This window comes from Microbacterium sp. ZW CA_36 (assembly GCF_044987475.1).
In the GTDB taxonomy this organism is placed as follows: Bacteria; Actinomycetota; Actinomycetes; order Actinomycetales; family Microbacteriaceae; genus Microbacterium.
Genome location: NZ_JBJDRL010000008.1, coordinates 1 through 22,658 on the forward strand (window position 1 = coordinate 1; position 22,658 = coordinate 22,658).

The window sequence follows — 22,658 nt, forward strand, 5'->3', positions numbered from 1 at the left end:
GATCACATCGGCGCTGACGCCCAAGGACGTCAGCGCCGATGTGATCGACCTCGGCGTGGTGTCGATCACGTCGGCCGATCGCACGCTGCCGGCCGAGCTCACCCTTGCGGGTGCCGAGGCGAAGGTGACCTGGAGCCTCGGCTCCGTCGCCGCCGCGAAGACCACGGCCGAGCTCGGCACGTTCGCCGCGACGGGCCGTTCGACCGAGAAGCTGTCGTCGGGTGTGTACCAGCGCTTCAGCGCCACGGTCCTCGTCGTGCCGGCCGACCTCGAGTACTTCATCGACTCGGGATCCTCGGGTGCGCCGGACGGATCGGTGTACGCCGCCGCTCTGGCATCCTTCCCGGATCTGCGCAACGGCACGAGCGACCAGAAGTGGGACGGCACGACGGCCGGCGAGACGTGGGGCTACTCCACGACCGCGACGACCCTGGCGGCCGGCACGCCGCAGGACTGGGGCTCGTCGTACGTCGGCGCCGACTACAACAAACCCGTCACCTATCACCTGACGCTGCCTGCGGGCTCGTACAACATCGTGGGCGTCCAGGCGCCGCGTCCGGGCCTCACGACCAACGTCTACTCCAAGCTGAAGGTCGCCGGCGCCGAGACCACGAAGACCGCGGTGTCGACGGGATCGGCGACGCCGGTCGCGCAGACGCTGACGATCGACGAGGACGCCGTGGTCGACGTGGAGTTCGGCACCAACGGCACGAGCGGCTACAACGCCCGCCTCGCGCTGGTCTACGTGCAGAGCCTGCCGCGCGACCTCGGTCTGCAGGGTGCTCTCGGCGTCGAGGACGACCTGCCCGAGACGGTCGACGTCGCGGGCACCGAGCGGGCCGTCCAGTGGGATGCCGCGTCCGCCGCGCAGCCCCGCACCGAGTACGCCAAGCTCACCGTGGCCGGTCGCCTGACCGACACCGATCAGGCCGTCATCGCGGGCTTCGAGATCGTTCCTCCGGCGCTGGTGTACTACATCGACGCGGGAACGAACGGCGCACCGTCCCCGCAGTACGCGGCGGTCGCCGACGCCGTGGCGCTGCGCAACGACAAGGTCGACCAGGTCTCGACGGCCGCCGACCAGTGGGGTTACGTCGCCGACGGCATGAAGACGAAGGGCACCACCGACATCAACGACAAGTACTCGACGGGTCTCTACCAGGACACGACGAAGCTCGTCTACCGGCTGCCGCTCGACGCAGGCACGTACACGCTGACGGGCGGTTTCACCGAATGGTGGGGTGTGAACCGCGCGATGTACCAGACGGTGTCGGTCGCGGGAACCGAGCTCGCCAAGGGCACCGTGCCGCTGTCGGGCTCGAGCACGCCGATCGCCGCTCCGCTCACCTTCACGCTGAGCGCCCCGGCCGTCGTCGACTACCTCGTCACCAACGAGGGCGCCGGCAGCGAGAAGCCGGTCATCTCGTGGCTCGCCGTCGCCGACCAGACGCTTCCGGGGGCGCCGCAGAACGTGACAGCCGCTCTCGCGGGCGACACCTCGATCGCCGTCTCGTGGGATGCCTCGGCCCTCACCGGACCGGGATTCACCGGCTACCGGGTCTACGAGGCCGGTGGGACCGACGCCGTGTGCGAGACGAGCGGCACGACCTGCACCGTGAAGGCGCTGGAGCTCGGCACGACGCACGCGTACGAGGTGGCTGGTGTGAACGTCCTCGGCGAGGGTGCGCGGTCGGTGGCCACGGCATCCGTCACCCTCCCCGAGGTCGCTTCCGACGACGGCGCGAAGACGGCGCCGGGCAAGGGCGTGCTCTCGTCGAACGACGGCTGGGACACCGGCCTCGAGGACGGCACGTTCCAGGTCACGATGAACCTGTGGTGGGGCGAGAACGGCTCGCTGTTCAAGCTCTACCGCGACGGCGAGCTCGTCGCCAAGGTGCCGCTCACGATGATGACGCCGGGTGCGCAGCGCGCCGTCGTCGACATCGCCGGCCTTCCGAACGGCACCTACGTCTTCACCGGCGAGCTGCTGAACTCGAAGGGCGCGACCGCGAGCCAGCCGCTCACTGTGAAGGTCACCGACGCCGCACCGGGCAAGCCGGTCCTCTCGGCCGACAACAAGGACGGCGACGGCAGGTACACGGTCACGGCCGACCTGTGGTGGGGCACGAACGCCACCTCGTACCGGTTCCTCGAGAACGGCGCCGAGGTCGCCTCGGGCCCGCTGACCGCGGCCTCGCCGGAGGCGCAGCGCGCGACGCTCCCGGTCACGGGCAAGGCGAAGGGCACGTACACCTACACCGTCGAGTTCACCAACGCGGCGGGGACGACGGTGAGCGCACCGCTCAAGGTGACCGTGTCGAAGTAGCAAGTCCCTGACGGATGCCGCTCTCCGGTCGTTGAGCGAGCGAAGCGAGACGAAACGCGCTCAACGACCGGGTGATGCGGCGTGTCGGTCGTTGAGCGAGCGAAGCGAGACGAAACGCGTCGGGCCCTTCGGGAGCCTCGGCGCGTTTCGTCTCGCTCGTTCCTCGCTCGCTCAACGACCGGTGACGTGCATGTCGGTCGTTGAGCGAGGGAGCGCCGGCGACCGAGACGACCGGGGACGTGCATGTCGGTCGTTGAGCGAGCGAAGCGAGACGAAACGCGTCGAGTCCTGCGGGAGCCTCGGCGCGTTTCGTCTCGCTCGTTCCTCGCTCGCTCAACGACCGGGTGATGCCGGCATGTCGGTCGTTGAGCGAGCGAAGCGAGACGAAACGCGCTCGACGACCGGGTGACGGCGTCAGCCGGTGATGATGTCGAGCACCTCGCCGAGGATCTGCGCGGCCTCTCCGAAGCGGGCCGGGGCTTCGCTCGAGTAGTTCAGGCGCACGTAGGGTCCTGACGGCTCCGCGGGGAACCACTCGTCGCCCGCCGCGATGATGAGCCCCCGCGCCTCGGACTCGCGGACGACCCGCGCGGCGTCCACACCGTCGGGCAGGCGCGCCCACAGGTTGAGGCCGCCGGCGGGGACGGTCTCGATGTGAGCCGTCGGCGCGTGCTCGCGAAGGCCGTCGAGCAGGAGGTCGCGGCGGCTGCGCAGCTGCGGGCGCAGGGCGCGCAGGTGACTGCGCCACGACGGCTGGGTCACCACGTCGAGCGCTGCCGCCTGCAGGAGCCCGCTGACGTACATGGACTCTGCGGCGCGGTCGGTGAGGATGCGCTCGCGTGCCGGTCCGCGGGCGATCACGGCTGCCACACGCAGTGCGGGAGAGACGCTCTTGGTGAGGGAGCGCACGTAGATCACGTGCCCGTCGTCGTCGTGCGCCGCGATCGGACGCGGGTCTGCGTCGATCGCGAGATCGTGCGCCCAGTCGTCCTCGATGAGGAACGCGCCGCGCCGGCGGCAGATCTCGAGCACGGCGTCGGAGGTCGAGGCCGGCCACTGCCCGCCCGTCGGGTTGGCGAACGTGGGCTGGGCGTAGAACGCGCGCGCACCGCTGCGCTCCAGCGCGCGATCGACCTCGTCGGGGTCGGGGCCGAACGCGCCGGACGGGACGGGCACCAGGGTGACGCCGGCCTGCTCGGCGGCGAGCATCGCGCCCCAGTACGTGGGCGACTCGATGACGAGCGGCTGCCCGGGACCCACCACGGCGCGGAAGATCGACGACAGCCCGCTCTGACTGCCCGAGATGATGAGCACGTCCCGGGCGGTGGGCGGCGTGACGCCCGCCGGGGCGGCCTCGGCGAGCTCGTGGGCGAACCACTCCTGAAGTTCCGGCATCCCGGCGACCGGCGAGCGGGCGATGGCGGCGTGGGTGCGTGCCGCGCGGGCGATCGCAGCCCGTACCGCGCGCTCCGGAAGCAGATCGGATGCCGGATACCCGGAGTGCAGCCCGATGGCGTCGGGTGCCGCCGATCGCTGCGTCGACGACAGCATCGACACGCGCGCCGGGGGAGAGCCGAGGGCTGCGGTCTGCCACCCGTACTCCGCCGGACGTGCGGTCCGCACCGCGCGTACGAACGTCCCGACCCCGGGGCGGCTCTCGACGAGACCGGCGCCGATGAGGTGCCGCATGACCTTCTGCACGGTGACGGGGCTCGCGCCGTACCGGGCGACCAGCGCACGGTTCGAGGGCAGCTGGGCTCCCGGCGGCGCCGCGGCGATCCACGCGCGCAGTTCCGCGGTCATCCGTGCGGTGCTATCCTGACTCATGACAGAACAGAGTAGCGCTACTCTCCGCGAAGCGACAGTGCTACCCCGACTTGCTGGCCTGGGGTGGGGGCTGCTCGGCATCGTCGCCTTCTCGTTCACGCTTCCCTTCACGCGCGTCGCGGTCGGCGGGCTGTCGCCGCTGTTCATCGGATCGGGTCGTGCCGTGGTCGCCGCGGCGCTCGCCGTGATCGCCCTCTCGATCGCCCACCGACGGCGGCCGGGCTCCGTTCCCGTGCCGTCCCCGAGGCAGTGGGCGCGTCTGGCGATCGTCGCCGCGGGCGTCGTCGTCGGGTTCCCGCTGCTGACGTCGTTCGCGCTCACGTCGGTGCCTGCCAGCCATGCGGTCGTCGTGATCGGTCTCCTTCCCGCGGCGACGGCCGTGTTGGCGGTGCTGCGCGGCAAGGAGCGACCGGCCGTGTCGTTCTGGGTGTTCGCGAGCCTCGGGGCGGTGGCGGCCATGACCTTCGCATCGCTGCAGAACGGCGGGCTCGGAGAACTGCACGAAGCCGATCTGCTGCTGTTCCTCGCGGTGGTGCTGTGCGCGATGGGCTACGCGGAAGGCGGTCTGCTCGCGCGCGAGCTCGGTGCCTGGCAGACCGTGTCGTGGGCGCTCGTGCTGGCCGCGCCGCTGATGATCGTCGCGACGATCGTGGCGGTCGTCCAGCAGCCGCCCGCTGCCGCACCGGTCGAGTGGGCGGCGTTCGCCTATCTCGCGGTCGTCAGCATGTTCCTGGGATTCTTCGCCTGGTACCGCGGTCTCGCGATCGGCCCGATCGCCCAGGTGAGCCAGGTGCAGCTCGTTCAGCCCGTGCTCGGCATCCTCTGGTCCGCCGTCCTCCTGCACGAGCGGATCGGCATGCCCACCCTGCTCGGGGGGCTCGCCGTCATCGCCTGCGCGGGCCTCGCCGTCCGCACCCGACTCACCCGAAAGGACACCCCCTGATGCGTCACACGCCGCGCTACCTCATGACCGACCCCGAGCAGGTGAAGGAGCTCATCCGCCACCACCCGTGGGCCACGTTCGTCTCGCACACCCCCGACGGGCTGGTGGCCTCGCACTATCCCGTGCTCCTCGACGAGCAGGCCGACGACATCGTCGTGCTCAGTCACTTCGGGCGACCCGACGACGAGCTCCACGAGCTCGGACAGCACGAGATGCTCGTCATCATCCAGGGGCCGCACGACTATGTGTCGTCGAGCTGGTACGCGCCGGGCGACCTCGTTCCGACGTGGAACCACGTGACCGCCCACCTCTACGGCACGCCGGAGATCCTCTCCGACGAGGCGAACTACGCCATGCTCGCGCAGCTCACCGACCACTTCGAGCAGGGGCATCCGCACGGTCGCAGCCTCGCCGAGGACGAGACCGGCACCCGCCGCATCGCGAAGGGGACCGTCGGCCTGCGCCTGCGCGTCACGCGGTTCGATGCCCGGGCGAAGCTGAGCCAGAACAAGCCCGCCGAAGTGCGCGACGGCATCGCCGCCCACCTCGACGCGCACAACGCCGCACTCGCGGAGGCGATGCGGGCCGTCGACCTCAGCGACCGGTGACCTCAGCGACCGGTGACCTCAGCGACCGGTGACCTCAGCGACCAGTGACCTCAGCGACCAGTGACCTCAGCGACGGTTGACCTCAGCGACCGATGACCTTCCGGGCGTGGGTCGCTCGCCCTCAGAAGGGCGCGTCCGCGCCATCGCCGGCGAGGCGGGAGGAGGCGGAGCCTGAAGCGGTGAACACGGGGACCTTGCGTTCCGGACGCACGACATACTGGCGTCCGGTGGGGGAGGTCCACGCCACAGCTCCCCCCGAGCCTTCGAGTTGGCGGACGCTCCAGTCGGTGTTGTCCTTCACGAGGTGATGGCCCTTGCAGAACGGCAGATTGTTGTCGAGGCCTGTCTCGCCGTCGTCGGCCCACCGGATCTGATGATCTATCTCGCAGCGAGATGCCGGCATCGCACAGCCGGGGCCCATGCACCGGTCGGCGCGCCATCTGACGAGCCGTTGCAGGGCGGCGGGTGGGCGATAGCTGTCTCGACCGACGGAGAGCACCATTCCGGTCTCGGGGTGAGTGAGCACCCGCATCCACCGAGCGTCGCCGCCGCACAGTTCGCGTGCCTTCGACAGCGGGATCGGGCCGATGCCCTCGACGACCGGCGATTCGCCGGCATCTGCGTACTCGTCGTCGAGAAGGGCGAGGACCGGAACGGTGACGACGACCTGTGCGCGGATGCCCGACGCCTCGGACGGGAGGTGGTCGGTGGTGCCGTCGATCAGGAGGTCGGCGGCGACGTCGGCGCGCAGCTGATCGAGAGTGCGGGTCTCGCCGTCGACTCGTCCGATCGCCTTCGCGATCTGGGTCATGCGGTTATGGATCGCATGGATCTCGACTTCGGGGCCGAAGATCCAGAGGCCCGCCATGGCGTCCGGCCCGCGCTCGACCATGATCCGGCGCTGCGCGACCGCTCGATGGTGTCGCTCTTCCAGTGTCGTCGCCTGTGCGGCCTCGATCAGGGTGCGCAGCGCTCGCCGGAATGTGCCCACCGGCTCGGACTCGGCCAGCGGCACCGCGCGCCGCAGGAGCTGTTCCCGGAGCTCGGCCGGCGCCTCGTCGAGCAGATCCGCGATGATCTCGGCGTGCGTCTCGGTGATGCGGGCCGCACTCAGGGCATCGAGAGCGGAAGGGTAGCGTCGTGCGAGCGCTTCGGCACGTGCGAGCAGGCGGCCGGCGGCATACTCGGTGACCCGCATCGCCGCCGCCAGCTCGAGCCGGATGGACCGTTCGACGATGTCGCGTACGCCCTCGCCGCGATCGATCGCCTCCTGCAGCAGCTCGCGACGCATGGAGTCGATACGAGTCAGCCGCTCTGCCGCGAACACCGACATCATCACCGCGGTCTCGACGACCAGGTCCACGGCATCCGGAACCGGCGGGATGAACTCATCGCCGCTCCCGATCGGCCACGCCCCACCCTCGATGTCGGGGGGAGAGGGTGGTTCAAGCATGAGTCGAGTTTAGAACATAGTTTCGAACAAAGCAACCCCTGAATCGTGAGGAGAAGAACGGCCGACAGCGGCGCGAAGGGGGTCCTCCTGGTACCGGTCAGAGCCGCACCTGGCTGAGGCGCTGCCGACGGGGTTCACTGGGTGCGACCCACACGAAGGAGAACCACATGCGCGCCGTCGTCATGTACGCACCCGGTGACATTCGCGTCGAGGAGCGGGAGGACCCGGCCATCGTCGAGCCCACCGACGCGATCATCCGCCTCGCGGCCACCTGCATCTGCGGGTCGGACCTGTGGCCCTACCGGGGTGACGACGACGTCGATCACACCCCGATGGGGCACGAGTACGTCGGCGTCGTCGCCGAGATCGGCGACGAGGTGAAGACGCTCCGGGTGGGCGACTTCGTCGTCGGGTCGTTCTTCGCCTCCGACAACACCTGCGAGATCTGCCAGGCCGGATACCAGTCGCGCTGCATCCACGCGTACCCGATGGGTGCCCTCGGCACGCAGGCAGAGTACGCGCGCGTCCCGTTCGCCGACGGCACCCTGGTCGCCACGCCGGGCATGCCCGACGCCGACCTCGTCCCGTCGCTGCTCGCGGCATCCGACGTCCTCGGCACCGGCTGGTTCGCCGCCGTCGCCGCAGAGGCGGGCCCCGGCAAGACCGTCGCTGTCGTGGGCGACGGCGCCGTCGGACTGCTCGGCATCCTCGCCGCCCGGCAGCTCGGAGCCGAGCGGATCATCGCGATGAGCCGTCACGCCGACCGCCAGGCCCTCGCCCGTGAGTTCGGCGCCACCGACATCGTCGAGGAGCGCGGTGATGCGGGCGTCGCGAGGATCAAGGAGCTCACCGGCGGCTACGGCGCGCACAGCGTGATCGAGGCCGTCGGCACGCAGGAGTCCATGATGCAGGCGATCCGCGCGACGCGGCCCGGCGGTCACATCGGCTACGTCGGGGTCTCGCACGACGTGTCGCTCGACGGACTCGAGCTGTTCTTCTCGGGCGTGCACCTGCACGGCGGGCCGGCGCCGGTGCGCCGCTTCCTTCCCGAGCTCATCCAGCTGATCTGGGACCGCCGGATCGACCCGGGCAAGGTCTTCGATCTCACCCTGCCCCTCGAGGACGCGGCCGAGGGCTATCGGGCGATGGACGAACGGCGCGCGACGAAGGTGCTCCTGACGGTGTGATCCCGCGCTGCCGGCCGTCGCGCACGGCCGGCGGCGCCTCACGTCGCAGGCCGGCGGTCGCGCACGGCCGACGGCGTCTCGGTCGCGGGCCGCCCGAGGCGGGTCGACTTCCCACCCGCTCTTCGGCGGTCAACGTCACACGAAGCGCACCCAGTTCGCACCGCGACCGGTCTCGGCTCGCCGGAGCAGCTCGAGGCGGTCACCGTCTACGGCGTAGAGGGAGATCGTCGTCGACCGCTCGCCCGCAGCGATCAGGTGTGCGCCGTCCGGACTGAGGGCGAAGCCGCGCGGCTGCGGCTCGGTCTCCACGAAGCGCTCGGGCGCCGACACCGAGCCATCGTCCGCGACCGACACCGCACCGAGCGTGCTCTCCGTCCGCTCCGAGCACCACAGCCGGCGCCCGCCGGCGCCGAAGTGCAGGTCGGCGCCCCAGATGAGGTGATCTGCGCGCGGATCGGCCCCGAAGCGGCTGTGGTGAAGGCCCTTCGACGGGTCGAAGGCGTCTGCGGCGTCCCGCAGCTCGAGGGTCCCCGCCTCGGCGTCGCGTGTGAAGTGGAGCACCTGCCCGGAGAACTCGGTGAGCACGTAGACAGCGTCCTGCGCGTCATTGATCACGAGATGCCGGGGACCGCTGCCCTCGGGCGCGGCTACCGTCGCCGGCTCCAGCGCCACGAGCCGCAGGTCGTCGGTCAGCGCGTACTGCGCGACCAGATCGGCACCGAGCGACACGAAGTACGCGAACCGGCCGCCCGCACTCGGCAACACCGCGTGCAGGTTGGGGAACTCGATACGTGACACGGGGGCGCCGACGACACCATCGGCGACCGCGCAGCTGATCCCGTAGCCGCCGCCGTAGGAGGCGCCCAGGAGACCCGCGCCGTCCCTGCACAGCGCGAGATAGTTCATGCCGCCGTCCGGGAGATCGAGCCGCGACACGGGGTCGAGCCGCCCGGTCTCGCGGTCGAGGCGCAGCGTCACGATGCCCGCCGGCTCGGCATCCGACCCGCCCTTCACCGCCGCGTAGACCAGGTCCCGGGCCGAGTCCGCGACGAAGGACGAGCAGCCAGGAAGGCCACCGCTCACAGCGAGCCGCTCGATCGAATCGCCCGAGAGCCGGAAGGTGCTGATGCTGCCGTCGCCCGCGTTGGCCACGAGAACGAGTGAGGAGTCGGTCATGCACCGATCGTAGGCGCGGCGCGACGTCTCACGCTTGCCTATGCGAAGAGCCGGCGAGGCGGTCGCCGCAGGTCAGCAGCGAGGAGACGCTCAGCGCGACAGCGCGGTGAGGGGATCCACGCGGGATTCCGGCGGCGAGCGAACCGAGCACGGCGATGGCGTCGCGGGGAAGCCGGCGTGCGTATCGCTCACCTCGCGCACCCAGCGCGCCTGGAACACGAGTGCTGCGGGTCGCGCCCTTGACCTGTGCTTCGAGTCCGGCACCTTCGGCGGCGCCGACTTCTTCGCCGCCTTCGAAGAGGACTGACGACCCCCGGGAGCAGGTCGCGCGTGCGCGGTGCCGCCGTGCCGCCGTGCGAGAAAGCCCGCGTCCTCGGTGAGAGGACGCGGGCTTCCACGGCGGGTTACAGCATCGGATGACGGGTGTCGTAGTCCCACGCGGTCGGATGAGGCGGTCGCGGGTCCCGAGCCCACGCGACGATGGCGCTGATCGCGCCGACGAGGCAGAGGGCGGCGAGCGCAAGCACGAGAACCATGTCGAGCCTCAGCTCTTCGCGACCGGGCGAACCTGCCCAGTCTCCAGACGAACGGGCCACGCCCGCAGGCGAAGACGCAACGCCCCGAGGCGAAGACGCCACGCCCGGAGGCGAGCTCGTCCCGTCAGTCCGGCTTCCTTGCGGGCGGTGATGAACGCGTAGCGTGCCGCGGCATCACGGCTCACCTCGCGACTGTCGGGGAGCAGGCCCTCGTACATCAGCGGATGCAACATGGCCGCGCCTAACGACGTTTCGCGGTGACGATGACGTACTCCCAGGACATGATGCCGTCGTGGAAGAAGCGGTCGGCGAGCGCGGCGATGTCCGCATCGAGGGCGGCGACCCGCGTCGGGTCGTCGGCGATGAAGCGGTAGACCGCGATCGTCGGGCCGTAGTTCGCCTTGAAGAAGTCGCGCAGCTGGGCTCCGTCGCCGAATCGGTCGACCCGTAGCCCCTGCTGGTGCGCGACGAAACCCTCCACACGATCGCCCAACAACGTGCGGACGTGGTCGACGTCGCCCCAGAGCGGTGCCGGCGACGCCCCGGCGGGAGGCGGGGGTGCGAAAGGCTTCATCGTCGCGAAGAGCTCCCCGATGAAGCCGTTCGGCGTCCAGCTGAGGACGCCGATGCTCCCACCGGGACGGCAGACGCGGACGAGCTCGTCCGCCGCCAGCTCGTGGTGCGGAGCGAACATCACGCCGATGCTCGACAGGACGACGTCGAAGTCGGCGTCGGCGAACGGCAGGGCCTCGGCGTCGGCGGTCTGCCACGTCAGGTCGAGTCCTTCCGCTTCGGCGGCGTCGCGTCCGACCGCGAGGAGCTCGGGCGTGAGGTCGGTGGCGACGACCTCGGCGCCGCGCCGGGCAGACGGGATCGCGGAGGTGCCGGTGCCGGCGGCCACGTCGAGGACGCGCTGCCCGGGCTGCACGTCGATCGTCTCGACGAGGATGCCGCCGAGGGGGTGCACGACGTGCTCGACGACCGTGCGGTAGCTGCCGCTGGCCCACATCGCAGCGTGCTTCGCCTTGAGCGCGCGGTCTTCGTCGGTTGCGGTCACGGTGTCGGTGGTGCGGGTAAAGGATGACATCTGGTTTCCTCCTGTGGATGGGTGATGCCACCACGGTAGGAATCGCGCACCGCCCGCCACATCGGCGCTGACGCGCAGGCAAGGGCCGACGGGCGTACTGCTGTTGGCGGCTGACGCGTACGCGTCATGCGTGGGAGAGCAGCCGCGCGACGGCGGCGGTGCGCGCCGTCCGGCCGCTCAGCCCGAGCTTCGCGTAAGCGTTCTGCAGGTGGCGCTCGACCGTGCGCACGGAGAGGAACAGCTCCGCCGCGATCGCGTCGTTGTCGTGGCCTGCGGCTGCCAGTCGCAGGATCTCGAGCTCCCGGCGCGAGACGAGAGCAGCGACGTCGTCGGCGATGACGTCGGGTGCGTGCCGCCGGTCAGGTTCCATGAAGTCGGTGATCTCGCGCAGGAGCGCCGGCCAGGCGGGCTCGTCGGCAAGCACGATGTGATTGCTGCTCTCGAGTGCCACGAGGCGTGCGCCCCGGATGCCGGCGGCCAGTTCCCGCGCGTGGTGGAACTCGTTCATCTGATCGCTGCGGCTGTGCAGGACGAGCGTCGGGAGATCCAGCTGCGGCAGACGCCAGGTGGAGTCCGTGCTCTGTCGCTGGGACCACGACATGACCGCCGTCTCGCTGTCGCACGCCTGCTTCTGCAGATCATCGAGCCAGCGCATCTGCTCCTCGGTGCCACCCGGGATCATCATGCTGCTGAACACGCGACGAAACTCGGACGTGGGACGTGCCCAGCCGACTCTGATCAGTGCCTCGAACGCGGCGAGAAGTTCCAGCTCCTCTGCACTCGACCCTGCCCGGGCGCCCGAGTAGCTCCCGTAGAACATGAGGCGGGTCAGTCGCTCCGGGTGTCGTGCCGCGTACTCGATCGCCACCGGGCCGCCCTGCGCCATGGCCATGAGTGCGAACCGATCCAGTCCGGCATCCGCCACGACCGCTTCCAGATCACCCACGCGGGCTTCCAGACCGTGGTCGGTCACGCCTCGGTCGGAGAGGCCGTGGCCGCGCTCGTCGTAGCGGATGACGGTCGCGATCTTTCCAAGCTCGACCAGGTAATGGCGCCAAACCGGGCTCTCCCAATCGAACTGAAGATGACTGAGCCAGCACGCGTCGATGAGCAACGGCGGGCCAGAGCCATGCATCGCATACGCGACCCCGACGCCGTCAGCGGAGCGCGCGAAGCGGATGTCCTGCACGACGTCCGCCTTCAGCGTCTCCACGCCGACATCATAGGAGCGCTATCGGCCGAGCACATCAGGGTCGCATGACGGCCCGTATCGCGGCCTACCCCTCGCCGAGCTCGGACGGGTGCGTCAGGCGCCACCACTCGGTCGGCGGGATGATGGTCCCGTCGACCTCGAGCGGGACCGTCGTCGTGTTCGGACCCGCCGTCCACGTGATGCTGCCGACGATCTCGCCGTCCTCGTATGTCTTCGGCGTCGTGGTCGTCATCGTCGCCGTGATCGGGGTGTCGGACCAGGTGAAGATCGACGCGTCGTCGGCGACGACCATCCGGGCGGTCGACCCCCACGGCGTCGAGAAGGACCCGACTTCCCGGCCCTCCGACACCAGTGGCACGTGCTGGAAGCCCGCCCGGATGCTGTCGAGCGTGCGGATGACGTCGCGGTTCACCGACTCGCGCGTCGCTCCGCCCAGGGCGACTCCGACGACGGTGAGCGGCTCGGCCGCGCCCACATCGAGGGTCGCTGAGTACAGCAGGTTGTAGCTGTCCTCGCCCAGGTTGCCGGTCTTCAGCCCAGTGATCCCATTGACCCCGAGAAGCGTGTTCGTGTTGGACATCCCACCGGGACCGGGCAGTGACAGTGAAGGCGTCGCGGCGATGCTCGCGATCGCCGGATGGGCGATGGCGAGCTTGCCGATCATGAGGAGGTCGGCGGGCGTGCTGGTGTTGCGGGAGCTGATGCCGGTCGGTTCGACGATGGTGGTGCCGGTGAGTCCGTGGGCGGAGAGCCACCTCCGCGCCGCATCGAGGAAGGCGCCCTGGGAGCCGAACGCCCAGGTCGACACCGCCTCGGCGTAGTTGCTGGCCGACGGGATCAGCATCGTGGCCAGCGCGTCGCGCAACGACATCGTGCTGCCGGTCGGCATGCGGGCGATCGTCGCGCCCATCACGTAGTACGTGTCATAGAGGTCGTGATCGGCCTTATCGAAGGTGATCGTCGGCCCGGGGTCGTTCGCGTCGGCGAGCGGCTTCGCATCCAGGATGACCATCGCGGTGATCAGTTTCGTGAGGCTGGCCATGGCGCGCGCCTCATCGGTACCGGACGTCGCCCAGATCCCGCTCGCGGTCGGACCGAGGTAGGCGTCGCCTCCCGAGACGCTGATGGCCGCCGCGCCCTGGGACGGAAAGGCGAGGGTGGCGGCAGCAGGCGCCGCCCCCACGGGCGTGCTCGACACCACGGCGTCGGGCGCGGCGAGGGGAGCGGTCAGCGCCCAGCCGATGTAGGTTCCCGACCCGCCGAGCAGGAGGGCGAACACGACGGCCGTGATGATCCAGCCACGGCGGCGACGGGCCCGTCGCACCCTCGGGTCGACCCCGTAGCCGCGACCGGGGAACTCCTCCTCGCGCCGCATGAGGTCCGCGAACTCCGACAGCTCGTCGGGCGTCTGCTGGTCGGTCGTCATCGCAGGAACACCGGGACGTGACCGGTGCGGAGGAGGGCCGGCGAGATCATCGGATGCGAGTCGCCGAGACCATACATGAGGCCACACTCTCATGCGCGGCGCGAGGGCGCATCGCTCGATGCCGAGCTGTGGATAACGTCAGCCCCGGTGTCGCAGGTCCTCGATCAGAAGCACACGAGACGGCTCTCGCGCAAGCCCCGTGATCGGCGCGACACGGCGTGTCTAGCATCACGCGCATGACGGCCCCTGACACTGGGCGTCGGGCTCCTGGTGAGCCCGACGCGGAGGCCCCGCTGGGGGAGGACCCGCGATGAGCATCACGACGCCGCAGAACGACGCCGTCGTCGAGGCGCTGCACGAGGCGTCCGACGAGAGGGACGGTCGCGGCCGCGCCGGCCGTTCCCGCCGCAGGGAGCGTGCCCGCAAGGTCAAGGTGCACTACAACAAGCGCGAGGCGCTGGCCGGCTACCTGTTCATCTCGCCCTGGATCATCGGCTTCCTCGTGTTCACGGCGGGTGCGATGGTCTACAGCCTGTACATCTCGTTCAGCAACTACAACCTCGCCACCAACACGGCGAAGCCGGTGGGCTTCGAGAACTACGCCAACCTCTTCGAGGACCCCCGCGTCGGGGTGTCCCTCGCGAACACGCTCTTCTACGTCGTGATGGCGGTGCCGCTGGAGATCATCTTCGCCCTCACCCTCGCCATGCTCCTCAACCGCGCCGCACGCGCGGCCGGCTTCTGGCGCACGCTCTACTACCTGCCGAAGATGACGCCCGCCGTCGCCACGGCCGCCGTCTTCTTCCTGATGCTCAACGGCAACACCGGAGCGATCAACCAGTTCCTGCGAGTCTTCGGCATCGAAGGCCCGCAATGGCTGGTGGACCCCGCATGGGTGAAGCCGAGCATCGTGATCATGACGCTGTGGACGGTCGCCGGCACCATGGTGATCTTCCTCGCGGCCCTCAAGAACGTGCCCGTGGAACTCTACGAGGTGGCTTCTCTGGACGGCGCCGGCGCGGTCCGCAAGTTCTTCTCGATCACGCTGCCGATGATCTCCGGCGCGATGTTCTTCAACGTCATCGTGCTCTCGATCGCGGCGTTCCAGGTGTTCGACCAGGCCTTCCTGCTGTTCTGGCGAGATCAGAGCAACGCCTCCCCCGAGGCATCCCTCTTCTATGCGATCTATCTGTTCCAGCAGGCGTTCCGGCAGTTCAACTTCGGCTTCGCCGCGGCGATGGCCTGGCTGCTGTTCGTGATCATCATGATCATCACCGTCATCCAGGTGAAGTTCGGGAACCGTTTCGTCTACTACGAGGGAGACCGCTGATGTCGGCGTCGCTGCAGACCCCGGGCGTCACCCGAGCCGTGCCCGAGGCGGCGACCGTCGCGGTCACCGTCCCGAAGCGCTCGCGCTGGCGCCGGCACATCGCGCGGCCCAAGACCTTCGTCGGCCGCATCGTCCTGACCATCGTCCTCATCGGCTTCGGCCTGCTGTTCCTCTACCCGTTCGTGTGGCTGCTCTCGGCGAGCCTGAAGCCACGCGGCGAGGTGTTCGACAACGCGCTCATCCCCAAGACATGGATGCCCGAGAACTACGTCGAAGTGTGGAACCAGCTGCCCCTCCTGAGCTGGATGTGGAACAGCGTCGCCATCGCGGTGCTGGCGGCCGGGACCGTGGCGATCTCGAGCTCGATCGTCGCATTCGGGTTCGCGTACTTCACGTTCCCGGGTCGCGGCCTTCTGTTCGGCCTGGTCCTCGCCACGATGATGCTCCCCGGCGCCGTCACCATGATCCCGATCTACCTGATCTGGAAGGAGACCGGGTTCCTCGGGACGTGGGTGCCGCTGTGGGGCATGAACCTCTTCGGCTCGGCCTTCTACATCTTCCTTCAGCGCCAGTTCTACCTGGGGCTTCCCAAGGAGCTGTTCGAGGCGGCACGCCTGGACGGCGCCAGCTACTGGGGCCTGTTCTGGCGCATCGCGATGCCGCTGTCGATCCCGTCGTTCATCATCGTGTTCCTCTTCGAGTTCCAGGCCAGCTGGAACAACCTGCAGGCCGCCCTGATCTACCTCAACGCCGGCTCGGTCGACGAGTTCACCGCGCCGCTGGGGATCGCGTACGCCATGACCAAGTACAGCCCGACGGCCGGCGGCCAGGGCGACTACCAGTACGTCATGGTGGCGTCGTTCCTCGTCACCCTGCCGATGCTGATCATCTTCGCCTTCGGGCAGCGCTACTTCATCGAAGGCGTGGCGACTCAGGGCAGGAAGGGATGAGACGGATGCCGCGATGCGGCCGACATCGATTCCACGACGTACACACAACACCGGATCGAAAGGGAAACAGATGCGCAAGCGCATGATCGGAATCGCCGCACTCGCGGCATCCGCTGTCCTCCTCGCCGGCTGCGGAGGCGGCGGCAACGGCGGCGGCGGTACGGGCGGTGACGTCGACTTCGATGCCGAGCCGACCGGGTCGCTCACGGCATGGGGCTTCGAGAACGCCGACGACGTCGGCCAGTCGCGCCTGGACTACGCGGAGGAGCAGCTGAGCGACGTCGATGTCGAGCTCGACGCGACCGCCTTCGACGCCCAGAAGTTCACCACCCGCATCGCGAGCGGCGACGTGCCTGACGTCGTGCAGATGGACCGGCGCTACGTGACGCAGTACGCGGCGCAGGACCTCATCATCCCGCTGGACGCGTGCTTCGAAGCGCACGACGTCACGCCCGACGACTACTGGTACCCGTTCGTCGTGGACGACGTGCGCTACGACGACGAGGTCTGGGCGGTGCCGCAGTTCTACCAGCCGCCGGCGATCATCCTGAACAAGAGGGTGATGGACGAGGCGGGCGTCACCACCGAGGAGATCGACACGTCCAACCCGGACGCCCTCCTCGGCGCGATCGGCAAGATGTACCAGGAGTCGGGCGGCGTTCCGACGCGCCTGGGCCTGGACCCGGTGTCCACCGGCCAGGCGCCCCTGTGGATCCTCGGCATGGGCGGCCAGCTCACCGACGAGGACGGCACTCCGACGCTCGATGACCCGAGCAACATCGCCGGCATCGACATGCTCACGCAGATCAACGACGCGCAGGGCGGCTACGCCTCCGTCAAGAGCTTCACCGACTCGTTCGACACCTTCGGAGAGAACAACCAGTTCGTCGCCGACCAGGTGGGTGCGCAGGTGAACGCGCAGTGGTACCCGAACGTGCTGTCGCCGTATGTCGACCAGATCCAGATCGAGGCGGTGCCGTTCAAAGACAGCGAGGGCAACCCGTTCTCGGTGGCGGGCGGACAGGCGTTCGTGATTCCCGCCGGCGCGGAGAATCCCACCGCGGCCTGCGCCTGGATGATCGCGCTGACGAACGAGGAGGCCTGGGCGGCGGCGGGCGCGGCCCGCGCCGCGACGCGCGAAGAGGACGGCGGCATCAACACCGGACTGTTCACCGGCGCACCCGGTCCTGACCAGTCGATCCGCGACGAATACGTCGTGGAGTCGGGCAATGCGGGCTTCGACCAGACCATCGCGACGTACTACGACGTGCTGGACTACGGCCGGTCGTTCGGCTCTTCGCCCGCGGGTCAAGACATCCAGAACGAACTGAACAACGCCGTCACGGCCGCTCTTCTCGGAGACAAGACGCCGGAAGAGGCGCTCGCCGACGCGCAGGCCGCGGCCATGCGGGCGTACGAGAACGCGACCGCCGGCTGAGGAGCTCGCCAAGAAGCTCGAGGAGTTCGTCAGAGCCAGTGCCGCTTGCGGAAGACCCAGTACAGCGTGAGACTCGTCGCTGCCATGAGGGCGAGCGCCATCGGATAGCCGAGCGGCCATTCCAGCTCGGGCATGTACACGAAGTTCATGCCGTAGATCGTGCCGACGAGCGTGGGACCGAAGAGGATCGCGGCCCAGCCCGAGATCTTCTTCACCTGCTCGTTCTGCAGCAGCGCGGTGTCGGTCTGGCGCTGCGTCACGATCGTGGCGTTCACGGTGAGCGCGTTGTCGAGGATCGAGCGGAACGCGGCGGCCTTGTCGATGATCCGCAGCGCGTGGTCGTGCACGTCGCGCAGCGACCGCTGCAGCTCGAGGTCGACCTCGTACTTGGGCGCCCCGCGCTGGAGGGCCTCGAGCATGTCGGCGAGCGGCGCGACCGCGCGCTGCAGGGTGATCACCTCGCGCGACAGGTCGTAGATGCGCTTGGAGAGGGTGACCCCGCCACTCTCGAACAGAGCGTCCTCGATCTCGTCGATGTCGTTCTCGACGCCCTCGATCACGGGCGTGTACTCGTCCACGACCTCGTCGAGGATCGCGTAGAGCACGGCCTCCGGACCGAGGGCGAGCAGCTGCGGGTCGCGCTCCATGCGGTGGCGCACGCGGCTCAGATCGGGAGACTCGGCGTGGCGGATCGTGACGATGAAGTCCGGGCCGACGAACACGTGAAGCTCGCCGAACTCGACCGTCTCGGTCTCGTCGACGTACCGCGCGGGCCGCAGCACGATGAAGAGGATGTCGCCGTACCGCTCGAGCTTCGACCGCTGGTGACCCGTCAGGGCGTCCTCGACGGCGAGGGAATGCAGTGAGAACTCGTCGGCGACCTGCGCGATCTCCTCGGCGGTGGGGCGGAACAGCCCGATCCAGGCCATTCCATGCTGCGCGCGCGTGTACTCGAAGGTCTCGGCCAGGCTCGTAGGATTCTTGATCCGCTGTCCGGCGACGTACACGCCGTTGTCGACGATGGGCATCGGGCAATCCTCCCTCGCCGCCGGGCACCCGGCAACGATCCTCACAGTATCCAGACGAGCGGATGCCGTGGCCCTGTGCCACGTCGGCGGCCCTGGGTACTCTGCCCTCATGTCCACGCCGCGACTCGTGCTCGACTGGCTGCTCGACTCCGACCCGTCGCTGCGCTGGCAGGTCGAGCGGGACCTCGTCGGCGCTCCGCCCGCCGTGTGGGAGGCGACACGAGCGCGCGTCGCGACCGAAGGTTTCGGCGCGCGGCTCCTCGCGGAGCAGGACGCCGACGGTCAATGGGCCGGGGGTGCCTTCTTCCCGGCGGGCTTCTTCGCCAGCGCCGAGGCGGAGGCGCCGGGTCAGCCCTGGGTTGCGACGACATGGGTGCTCAAAGAGCTGCGGGAGTGGGGCGTGGATGCTGCCGTGCTCGAAGGCACCGCTGAGAAGCTCGCAGCGCACAGTCGGTGGGAGTATGAGGACCTGCCCTACTGGGGCGGCGAGGTCGACGTCTGCATCAACTCCTACACGCTCGCGAGCGGTGCCTGGCTCGGCGCTGACGTGTCGCAGCTCGGCGCGTGGTTCCCCGAGCATCGCCTCGCCGACGGCGGCTGGAACTGCGAGGCCGAGGAGGGCGATTCCGTCCGCTCGTCGTTCCACTCGACGTTGAATGCCGTGCGGGGCATGCTCGCGTACGAGCGGATCACCGGCGACTCGAAGATGCGCGGGGCCCGTCACGGCGGCGAGGAGTACCTGCTCTCGCGGCGGCTCATGTTCCGCGCCAGCACGGGCGAGGTCGTCGGCGACTTCGTGACCCGCTTCGTCAACCCGAACCGGCACCGGTACAGCGCACTCGCCGCGGTCGACCACTTCCGCGACGTCGCGCTGTTCGAAGGCACGACGCCCGACCCGCGGCTCGCCGAGGCGATCGACGTCGTGAGGGCGGCCCGGCAGCCCGACGGCACGTGGCTGCAGACGACGCCGCTGCCGGGGCGGACCTGGTTCGACGTCGACGCGCGCGAGGGGGAGCCCTCGCGCTGGCTCACCCTGATGGGCACCCGCGTGCTCGACTGGTGGGACTCATCGGCGGGCTCCTCGCCGGTGGCGGATTCCGAGGACTGACGTCGGCCCCAGGCTTCCGCCGTGCGCGAACTCGCGCCGTGTGAGCCGTGAGAGGTCGACACTGGTCGCATGGACGACAGGGAGGCGCTCGACGCGTACTCGTCGACGGTGATGCGCGTCGCGCAGACGGTGCTGCCGTCGGTCGCCGCGGTGAGCGTACGCACCCGTCAGGGGATGGGCGCGGGCAGCGCCTCGGTCATCACTGATGGGGGACACCTCCTCACCAGCGCTCACGTCGTCGAAGGGGCGGTGGGTGTCGAGCTGGCCTTCCCCGACGGCACGGTGGCGGCGGCATCCGTCATCGGCGCCGACCCGCTCTCAGACCTGGCCGTGCTGCACGCCGACGGACCGACGCCGCCGCCGGTGCGGATGGGGGATGCCGCCGCCTTGGGAGTCGGGCAGCTCGTGGTCGCGCTGGGCAACCCGCGCGGCTTTTCGGGAAGCGTGACGGCCGGCATCGTGTCGGCACTCGGACGATCGCTGCCGACCCGCTCAGGGCGGGTCATCGACGAGGTCATCCAGACCGACGCCGCACTCAACCCCGGCAACAGCGGCGGCGTGCTGGCCGACAGCGCCGGCCGGATGGTCGGCGTGAACACCGCCGTCGCCGGCATCGGACTGGGACTCGCCGTGCCCATCAACGCCACGACGCGCGAGATCATCGAGGCCTTGCGCACGACCGGCCGGGTGCGGCGCGCCTGGCTCGGGATCGCCGGTGCGACGGTGCCGCTCGGCCCCGACGTGGCACTCAAGGCCGGGGCGCGGGTCGGGATGCAGGTGGTCTCGGTCGTGGCGAACAGCCCGGCCGCCGCAGCCGGTGCCCGCACCGGCGACATCGTGCTGTCATTGGACGGCGTCGCGATCGCCGACCCCACCGCGCTGCAGCGCCGCATGGTCGCGGGAGCGATCGGGCGGCGGATGGAGATGACGGTCTGGCGCAACGGCGCCCTCGTCGATGTGGTGGTCGAGCCCGAGGAACTCCGCGTCGGCTGAGCCCGGTGGTTATGCGATCCTCGGTGCGGGGCCGAAAGCCGGGCACCGGAGATTGCGGATCCGCCACCCACCGAGAGCGCGGCGGCGTGCATCTGTTAGCGGGCCCGCGCGGGCAAAATCAGCCCGTCCGCTCCTACCGCACGTGGGAGCGCGGTGGGTGAACCCAGCGTGGCGGCGTCCCCGCCAGCCGCGCTGACGGGGTGAGCGCCCACGAGGCGGGACCTTCGACACTGCAGGGGTCGCCGGCCCCGACCAGCACAGCCGCTCGATCAGGGACCGGCTAGGGGCGCAAGCCAATCGCGCAAGCTGGCTTATGCGAGCCGCAGCTGATCGGGAGAGAGATAGCCTCGGAGCTGTGGAGAACGAGTGGATAGCGAGGGCCGTCTTGTTCGTCGTGATGGTTGGCGCGGGCATCCTCCTCATCTGGATGGCGAATGCGGCAGCGTCTGGGCGGATGAAGCGGAATCAGCTCGCGGGCATTCGGATTCCCAGCACGATGGCGAGTGAAGAAGCCTGGCTGGCCGCACATGTTCGAGCGCGGGGAGCGACGGTCTGCGCCGGAGTCATCAGCATCCTGGGCGGGGCGTTCGCTCTCGTTCCCGTTCCGATGCCCGTGGTGACTATCGGGGTGCTTCTTGCCGCGGTTGCCGCGCTCGGATTCGTCCTCTATGGGGCTCAAGTCGGGGGCACGGCTGCGAAGGCCATTTCCGAGTCCTGACCGCATTCGACCCGTCCGATGAAGGACCGGCATCCGGGCAATCACGAACCCCCTAGGCGACGCTGCTTGCACGCTGGCCCTGGCCACCCCTACGGCTCACGCCATGAAGCGCCGCGTCCCCGTCTTGGTTCTTGCCTTCCTCGTCCTGGGGGCGGCGCTCGCGGGATGCGCGCAACCCAGCACACCCGCAATCTTGGACCGCCAGCGCACTGCTGTAGATGAGCTGCCCGCAGACCTCACGGCCGAGGTTGACGCCGAGACCAGCAGGTATGTGGGTGAAGATTCAACAGGCAATCGCTACTGGGTGGTCCGGAGCGAAGGAATCAACGAGACGTGCATCATCCTCCTCGAAGAGGACACCGCCGGCCCCTGGGCGGGCTGCGCCGGCGCGCCCATAGCTCTGACGATCGGAAGCGGGTTGAGGGTAGAGCTCGCGGACTACCCGGACCAGTTGTCGGAAAGCAACGCCGAGCTAGTGGGCGACACACTCCTCGTCGGCACGACGCGCTAGAGCGGCCGAACGGACTCACTTGCGCGAGCCCGCACCTCGCAGTCGACACAAGGCTCGTCGATGGACGCACAGGGACCGGCGTCCGTGCGCTGTCAGACTCCGGGGTGAGAAGCTGTCCGAGCTTCCTCGTCTTCACTGCTGCTGCCCATCCCACCGCCATCGCCCCGAAAGGAACACGAGTTTTGACGACGACTGCAGATCCAGCCGATCAACTTCGTAGTGTCATCGCTGCCGGCGGCATCTCAGAAGACGCTCTGCACGCGATGACCGGGATTGCGTCCGAGACCCTGGCGCACTTCCTGCGCGCCGGAGCGGCGGAATCTCCGGGCCTCTCCACGAACCCGCCGGTACTCACGGGAAACGACAGCGTCCGAGTGTCCCTGCTCGCCGCTTGCTTGGCGGACGGGATGCAGAGCGATAACGACGAGCGACTCAAGGGGATCCTTGAGTCATTGACGATCGAGTGCCGGCTCACACCCGGCAACATTGCGCGACTGGCAGGCGTCGGCGTCGAGGATGTCGAGCTGGCACTGAATGACCCGCACGCCGTTCCACTCGACAAGAGGTACGCACTCGCTATCAAGAGTTCGTTCCTCATCACCGCCGTCAATCAGGCACGCCGTCAGTGATGGCGACGGTCTCTCCCGCCGCTTGGACCGAACCTCTGCCGTCGGCAGACCGCGCGCAGAGGGACCCATGACCGTTCAGCGCGGCGCATCTCGTGCGACGATGCTCGAGTGGCTCAAGGTGACGGTTTCGTTCTTGACGAGCAACCCGTCTACCCCGTCGCCGCGATCGAC

At 69.2% G+C, this 22,658-nt stretch carries 21 protein-coding genes; 13 read left to right on the forward strand and 8 right to left on the reverse strand.

What is annotated here, in order from left to right:
* Positions 1-2,326 (forward strand): chitinase N-terminal domain-containing protein (locus tag ACI3KX_RS05700; RefSeq protein ID WP_404908511.1); only part of this gene is annotated, 2,326 nt, incomplete at its 5' end.
* 414 nt (positions 2,327-2,740) lie between these two features.
* Here the strand turns inward: ACI3KX_RS05700 and ACI3KX_RS05705 are convergent.
* Positions 2,741-4,153, reverse strand: a complete 1,413-nt coding sequence (locus tag ACI3KX_RS05705) for a PLP-dependent aminotransferase family protein (RefSeq protein WP_404908514.1) — start codon at positions 4,151-4,153, stop codon at positions 2,741-2,743.
* Between ACI3KX_RS05705 and ACI3KX_RS05710 the strand changes: the two genes are divergently transcribed.
* Together ACI3KX_RS05710 and ACI3KX_RS05715 are read left to right on the forward strand one after the other, a co-directional pair.
* Complete coding sequence (locus ACI3KX_RS05710) at positions 4,152-5,096, forward strand: DMT family transporter (protein WP_404908516.1); 945 nt, start codon at positions 4,152-4,154, stop codon at positions 5,094-5,096. The genes ACI3KX_RS05705 and ACI3KX_RS05710 overlap by 2 nt on opposite strands.
* A complete protein-coding gene (locus ACI3KX_RS05715) occupies positions 5,096-5,704 on the forward strand; it encodes an FMN-binding negative transcriptional regulator (RefSeq protein WP_363356713.1) in 609 nt (202 codons plus the stop codon). Before ACI3KX_RS05710 ends, ACI3KX_RS05715 begins: the two co-directional genes overlap by 1 nt.
* A 121-nt stretch (positions 5,705-5,825) precedes the next feature.
* Here the strand turns inward: ACI3KX_RS05715 and ACI3KX_RS05720 are convergent, their stop codons facing one another.
* Positions 5,826-7,157, reverse strand: a complete 1,332-nt coding sequence (locus tag ACI3KX_RS05720; RefSeq protein WP_404908519.1) for a DUF222 domain-containing protein — start codon at positions 7,155-7,157, stop codon at positions 5,826-5,828.
* A 167-nt stretch (positions 7,158-7,324) separates the two neighbouring features.
* Between ACI3KX_RS05720 and ACI3KX_RS05725 the strand changes: the two genes are divergently transcribed.
* Entirely contained in the window at positions 7,325-8,344 is a 1,020-nt protein-coding gene (locus ACI3KX_RS05725) for a zinc-dependent alcohol dehydrogenase family protein (protein ID WP_404908521.1), read from the forward strand.
* A gap of 135 nt (positions 8,345-8,479) precedes the next feature.
* Here ACI3KX_RS05725 and ACI3KX_RS05730 read toward each other — a convergent pair whose 3' ends face one another.
* Positions 8,480-9,520, reverse strand: coding sequence for a lactonase family protein (locus tag ACI3KX_RS05730; protein ID WP_404908524.1), 1,041 nt, complete (start codon positions 9,518-9,520; stop codon positions 8,480-8,482).
* 40 nt (positions 9,521-9,560) lie between these two features.
* On the opposite strand from ACI3KX_RS05730, the gene ACI3KX_RS05735 reads away from it, so the two are divergent.
* The gene (locus ACI3KX_RS05735; protein WP_404908526.1) at positions 9,561-9,827 is read left to right on the forward strand and encodes a hypothetical protein; all 267 of its coding nucleotides are present in this window, start codon (positions 9,561-9,563) and stop codon (positions 9,825-9,827) included.
* Positions 9,828-9,924: 97 nt separating this feature from the next.
* Here ACI3KX_RS05735 and ACI3KX_RS05740 read toward each other — a convergent pair whose 3' ends face one another.
* From ACI3KX_RS05740 to ACI3KX_RS05755, 4 genes are all read right to left on the reverse strand, one after another.
* The gene (locus ACI3KX_RS05740; protein ID WP_404908528.1) at positions 9,925-10,056 is read right to left on the reverse strand and encodes a hypothetical protein; all 132 of its coding nucleotides are present in this window, start codon (positions 10,054-10,056) and stop codon (positions 9,925-9,927) included.
* A gap of 241 nt (positions 10,057-10,297) precedes the next feature.
* Positions 10,298-11,143: a class I SAM-dependent methyltransferase gene (locus ACI3KX_RS05745; protein WP_404908531.1), complete on the reverse strand. Its 846-nt coding sequence runs from the start codon at positions 11,141-11,143 to the stop codon at positions 10,298-10,300.
* 124 nt (positions 11,144-11,267) lie between these two features.
* Positions 11,268-12,356: an alpha/beta fold hydrolase gene (locus ACI3KX_RS05750; RefSeq protein WP_404908533.1), complete on the reverse strand. Its 1,089-nt coding sequence runs from the start codon at positions 12,354-12,356 to the stop codon at positions 11,268-11,270.
* Between the two features lie 64 nt (positions 12,357-12,420).
* The gene (locus tag ACI3KX_RS05755; protein ID WP_404908536.1) at positions 12,421-13,782 is read right to left on the reverse strand and encodes a D-alanyl-D-alanine carboxypeptidase family protein; all 1,362 of its coding nucleotides are present in this window, start codon (positions 13,780-13,782) and stop codon (positions 12,421-12,423) included.
* A gap of 310 nt (positions 13,783-14,092) precedes the next feature.
* Between ACI3KX_RS05755 and ACI3KX_RS05760 the strand changes: the two genes are divergently transcribed.
* The 3 genes from ACI3KX_RS05760 (at position 14,093) to ACI3KX_RS05770 (ending at position 17,500) form a co-directional block, all read left to right on the forward strand.
* Complete coding sequence (locus ACI3KX_RS05760; RefSeq protein WP_404908538.1) at positions 14,093-15,112, forward strand: carbohydrate ABC transporter permease; 1,020 nt, start codon at positions 14,093-14,095, stop codon at positions 15,110-15,112.
* Positions 15,112-16,062: a carbohydrate ABC transporter permease gene (locus tag ACI3KX_RS05765; protein WP_404908540.1), complete on the forward strand. Its 951-nt coding sequence runs from the start codon at positions 15,112-15,114 to the stop codon at positions 16,060-16,062. Before ACI3KX_RS05760 ends, ACI3KX_RS05765 begins: the two co-directional genes overlap by 1 nt.
* A 70-nt stretch (positions 16,063-16,132) precedes the next feature.
* Positions 16,133-17,500 (forward strand): ABC transporter substrate-binding protein, encoded by a 1,368-nt coding sequence (locus ACI3KX_RS05770; RefSeq protein WP_404908542.1) that lies wholly within the window; start codon positions 16,133-16,135, stop codon positions 17,498-17,500.
* 29 nt (positions 17,501-17,529) lie between these two features.
* Here the strand turns inward: ACI3KX_RS05770 and corA are convergent, their stop codons facing one another.
* Positions 17,530-18,528 (reverse strand): magnesium/cobalt transporter CorA, encoded by a 999-nt coding sequence (gene corA / locus ACI3KX_RS05775; protein ID WP_349426165.1) that lies wholly within the window; start codon positions 18,526-18,528, stop codon positions 17,530-17,532.
* Positions 18,529-18,637: 109 nt separating this feature from the next.
* On the opposite strand from corA, the gene ACI3KX_RS05780 reads away from it, so the two are divergent.
* From ACI3KX_RS05780 to ACI3KX_RS05800, 5 genes are all read left to right on the forward strand, one after another.
* Positions 18,638-19,636, forward strand: coding sequence for a squalene cyclase (locus ACI3KX_RS05780; protein WP_404908545.1), 999 nt, complete (start codon positions 18,638-18,640; stop codon positions 19,634-19,636).
* 69 nt (positions 19,637-19,705) lie between these two features.
* Positions 19,706-20,629, forward strand: coding sequence for a S1C family serine protease (locus ACI3KX_RS05785; RefSeq protein ID WP_404908546.1), 924 nt, complete (start codon positions 19,706-19,708; stop codon positions 20,627-20,629).
* Positions 20,630-20,984: 355 nt separating this feature from the next.
* The gene (locus ACI3KX_RS05790; protein WP_404908549.1) at positions 20,985-21,347 is read left to right on the forward strand and encodes an SdpI family protein; all 363 of its coding nucleotides are present in this window, start codon (positions 20,985-20,987) and stop codon (positions 21,345-21,347) included.
* A 103-nt stretch (positions 21,348-21,450) separates the two neighbouring features.
* A complete protein-coding gene (locus tag ACI3KX_RS05795; RefSeq protein ID WP_404908551.1) occupies positions 21,451-21,858 on the forward strand; it encodes a hypothetical protein in 408 nt (135 codons plus the stop codon).
* 182 nt (positions 21,859-22,040) lie between these two features.
* Complete coding sequence (locus tag ACI3KX_RS05800; protein ID WP_404908553.1) at positions 22,041-22,487, forward strand: HTH domain-containing protein; 447 nt, start codon at positions 22,041-22,043, stop codon at positions 22,485-22,487.
* Positions 22,488-22,658 lie beyond the last annotated feature (171 nt).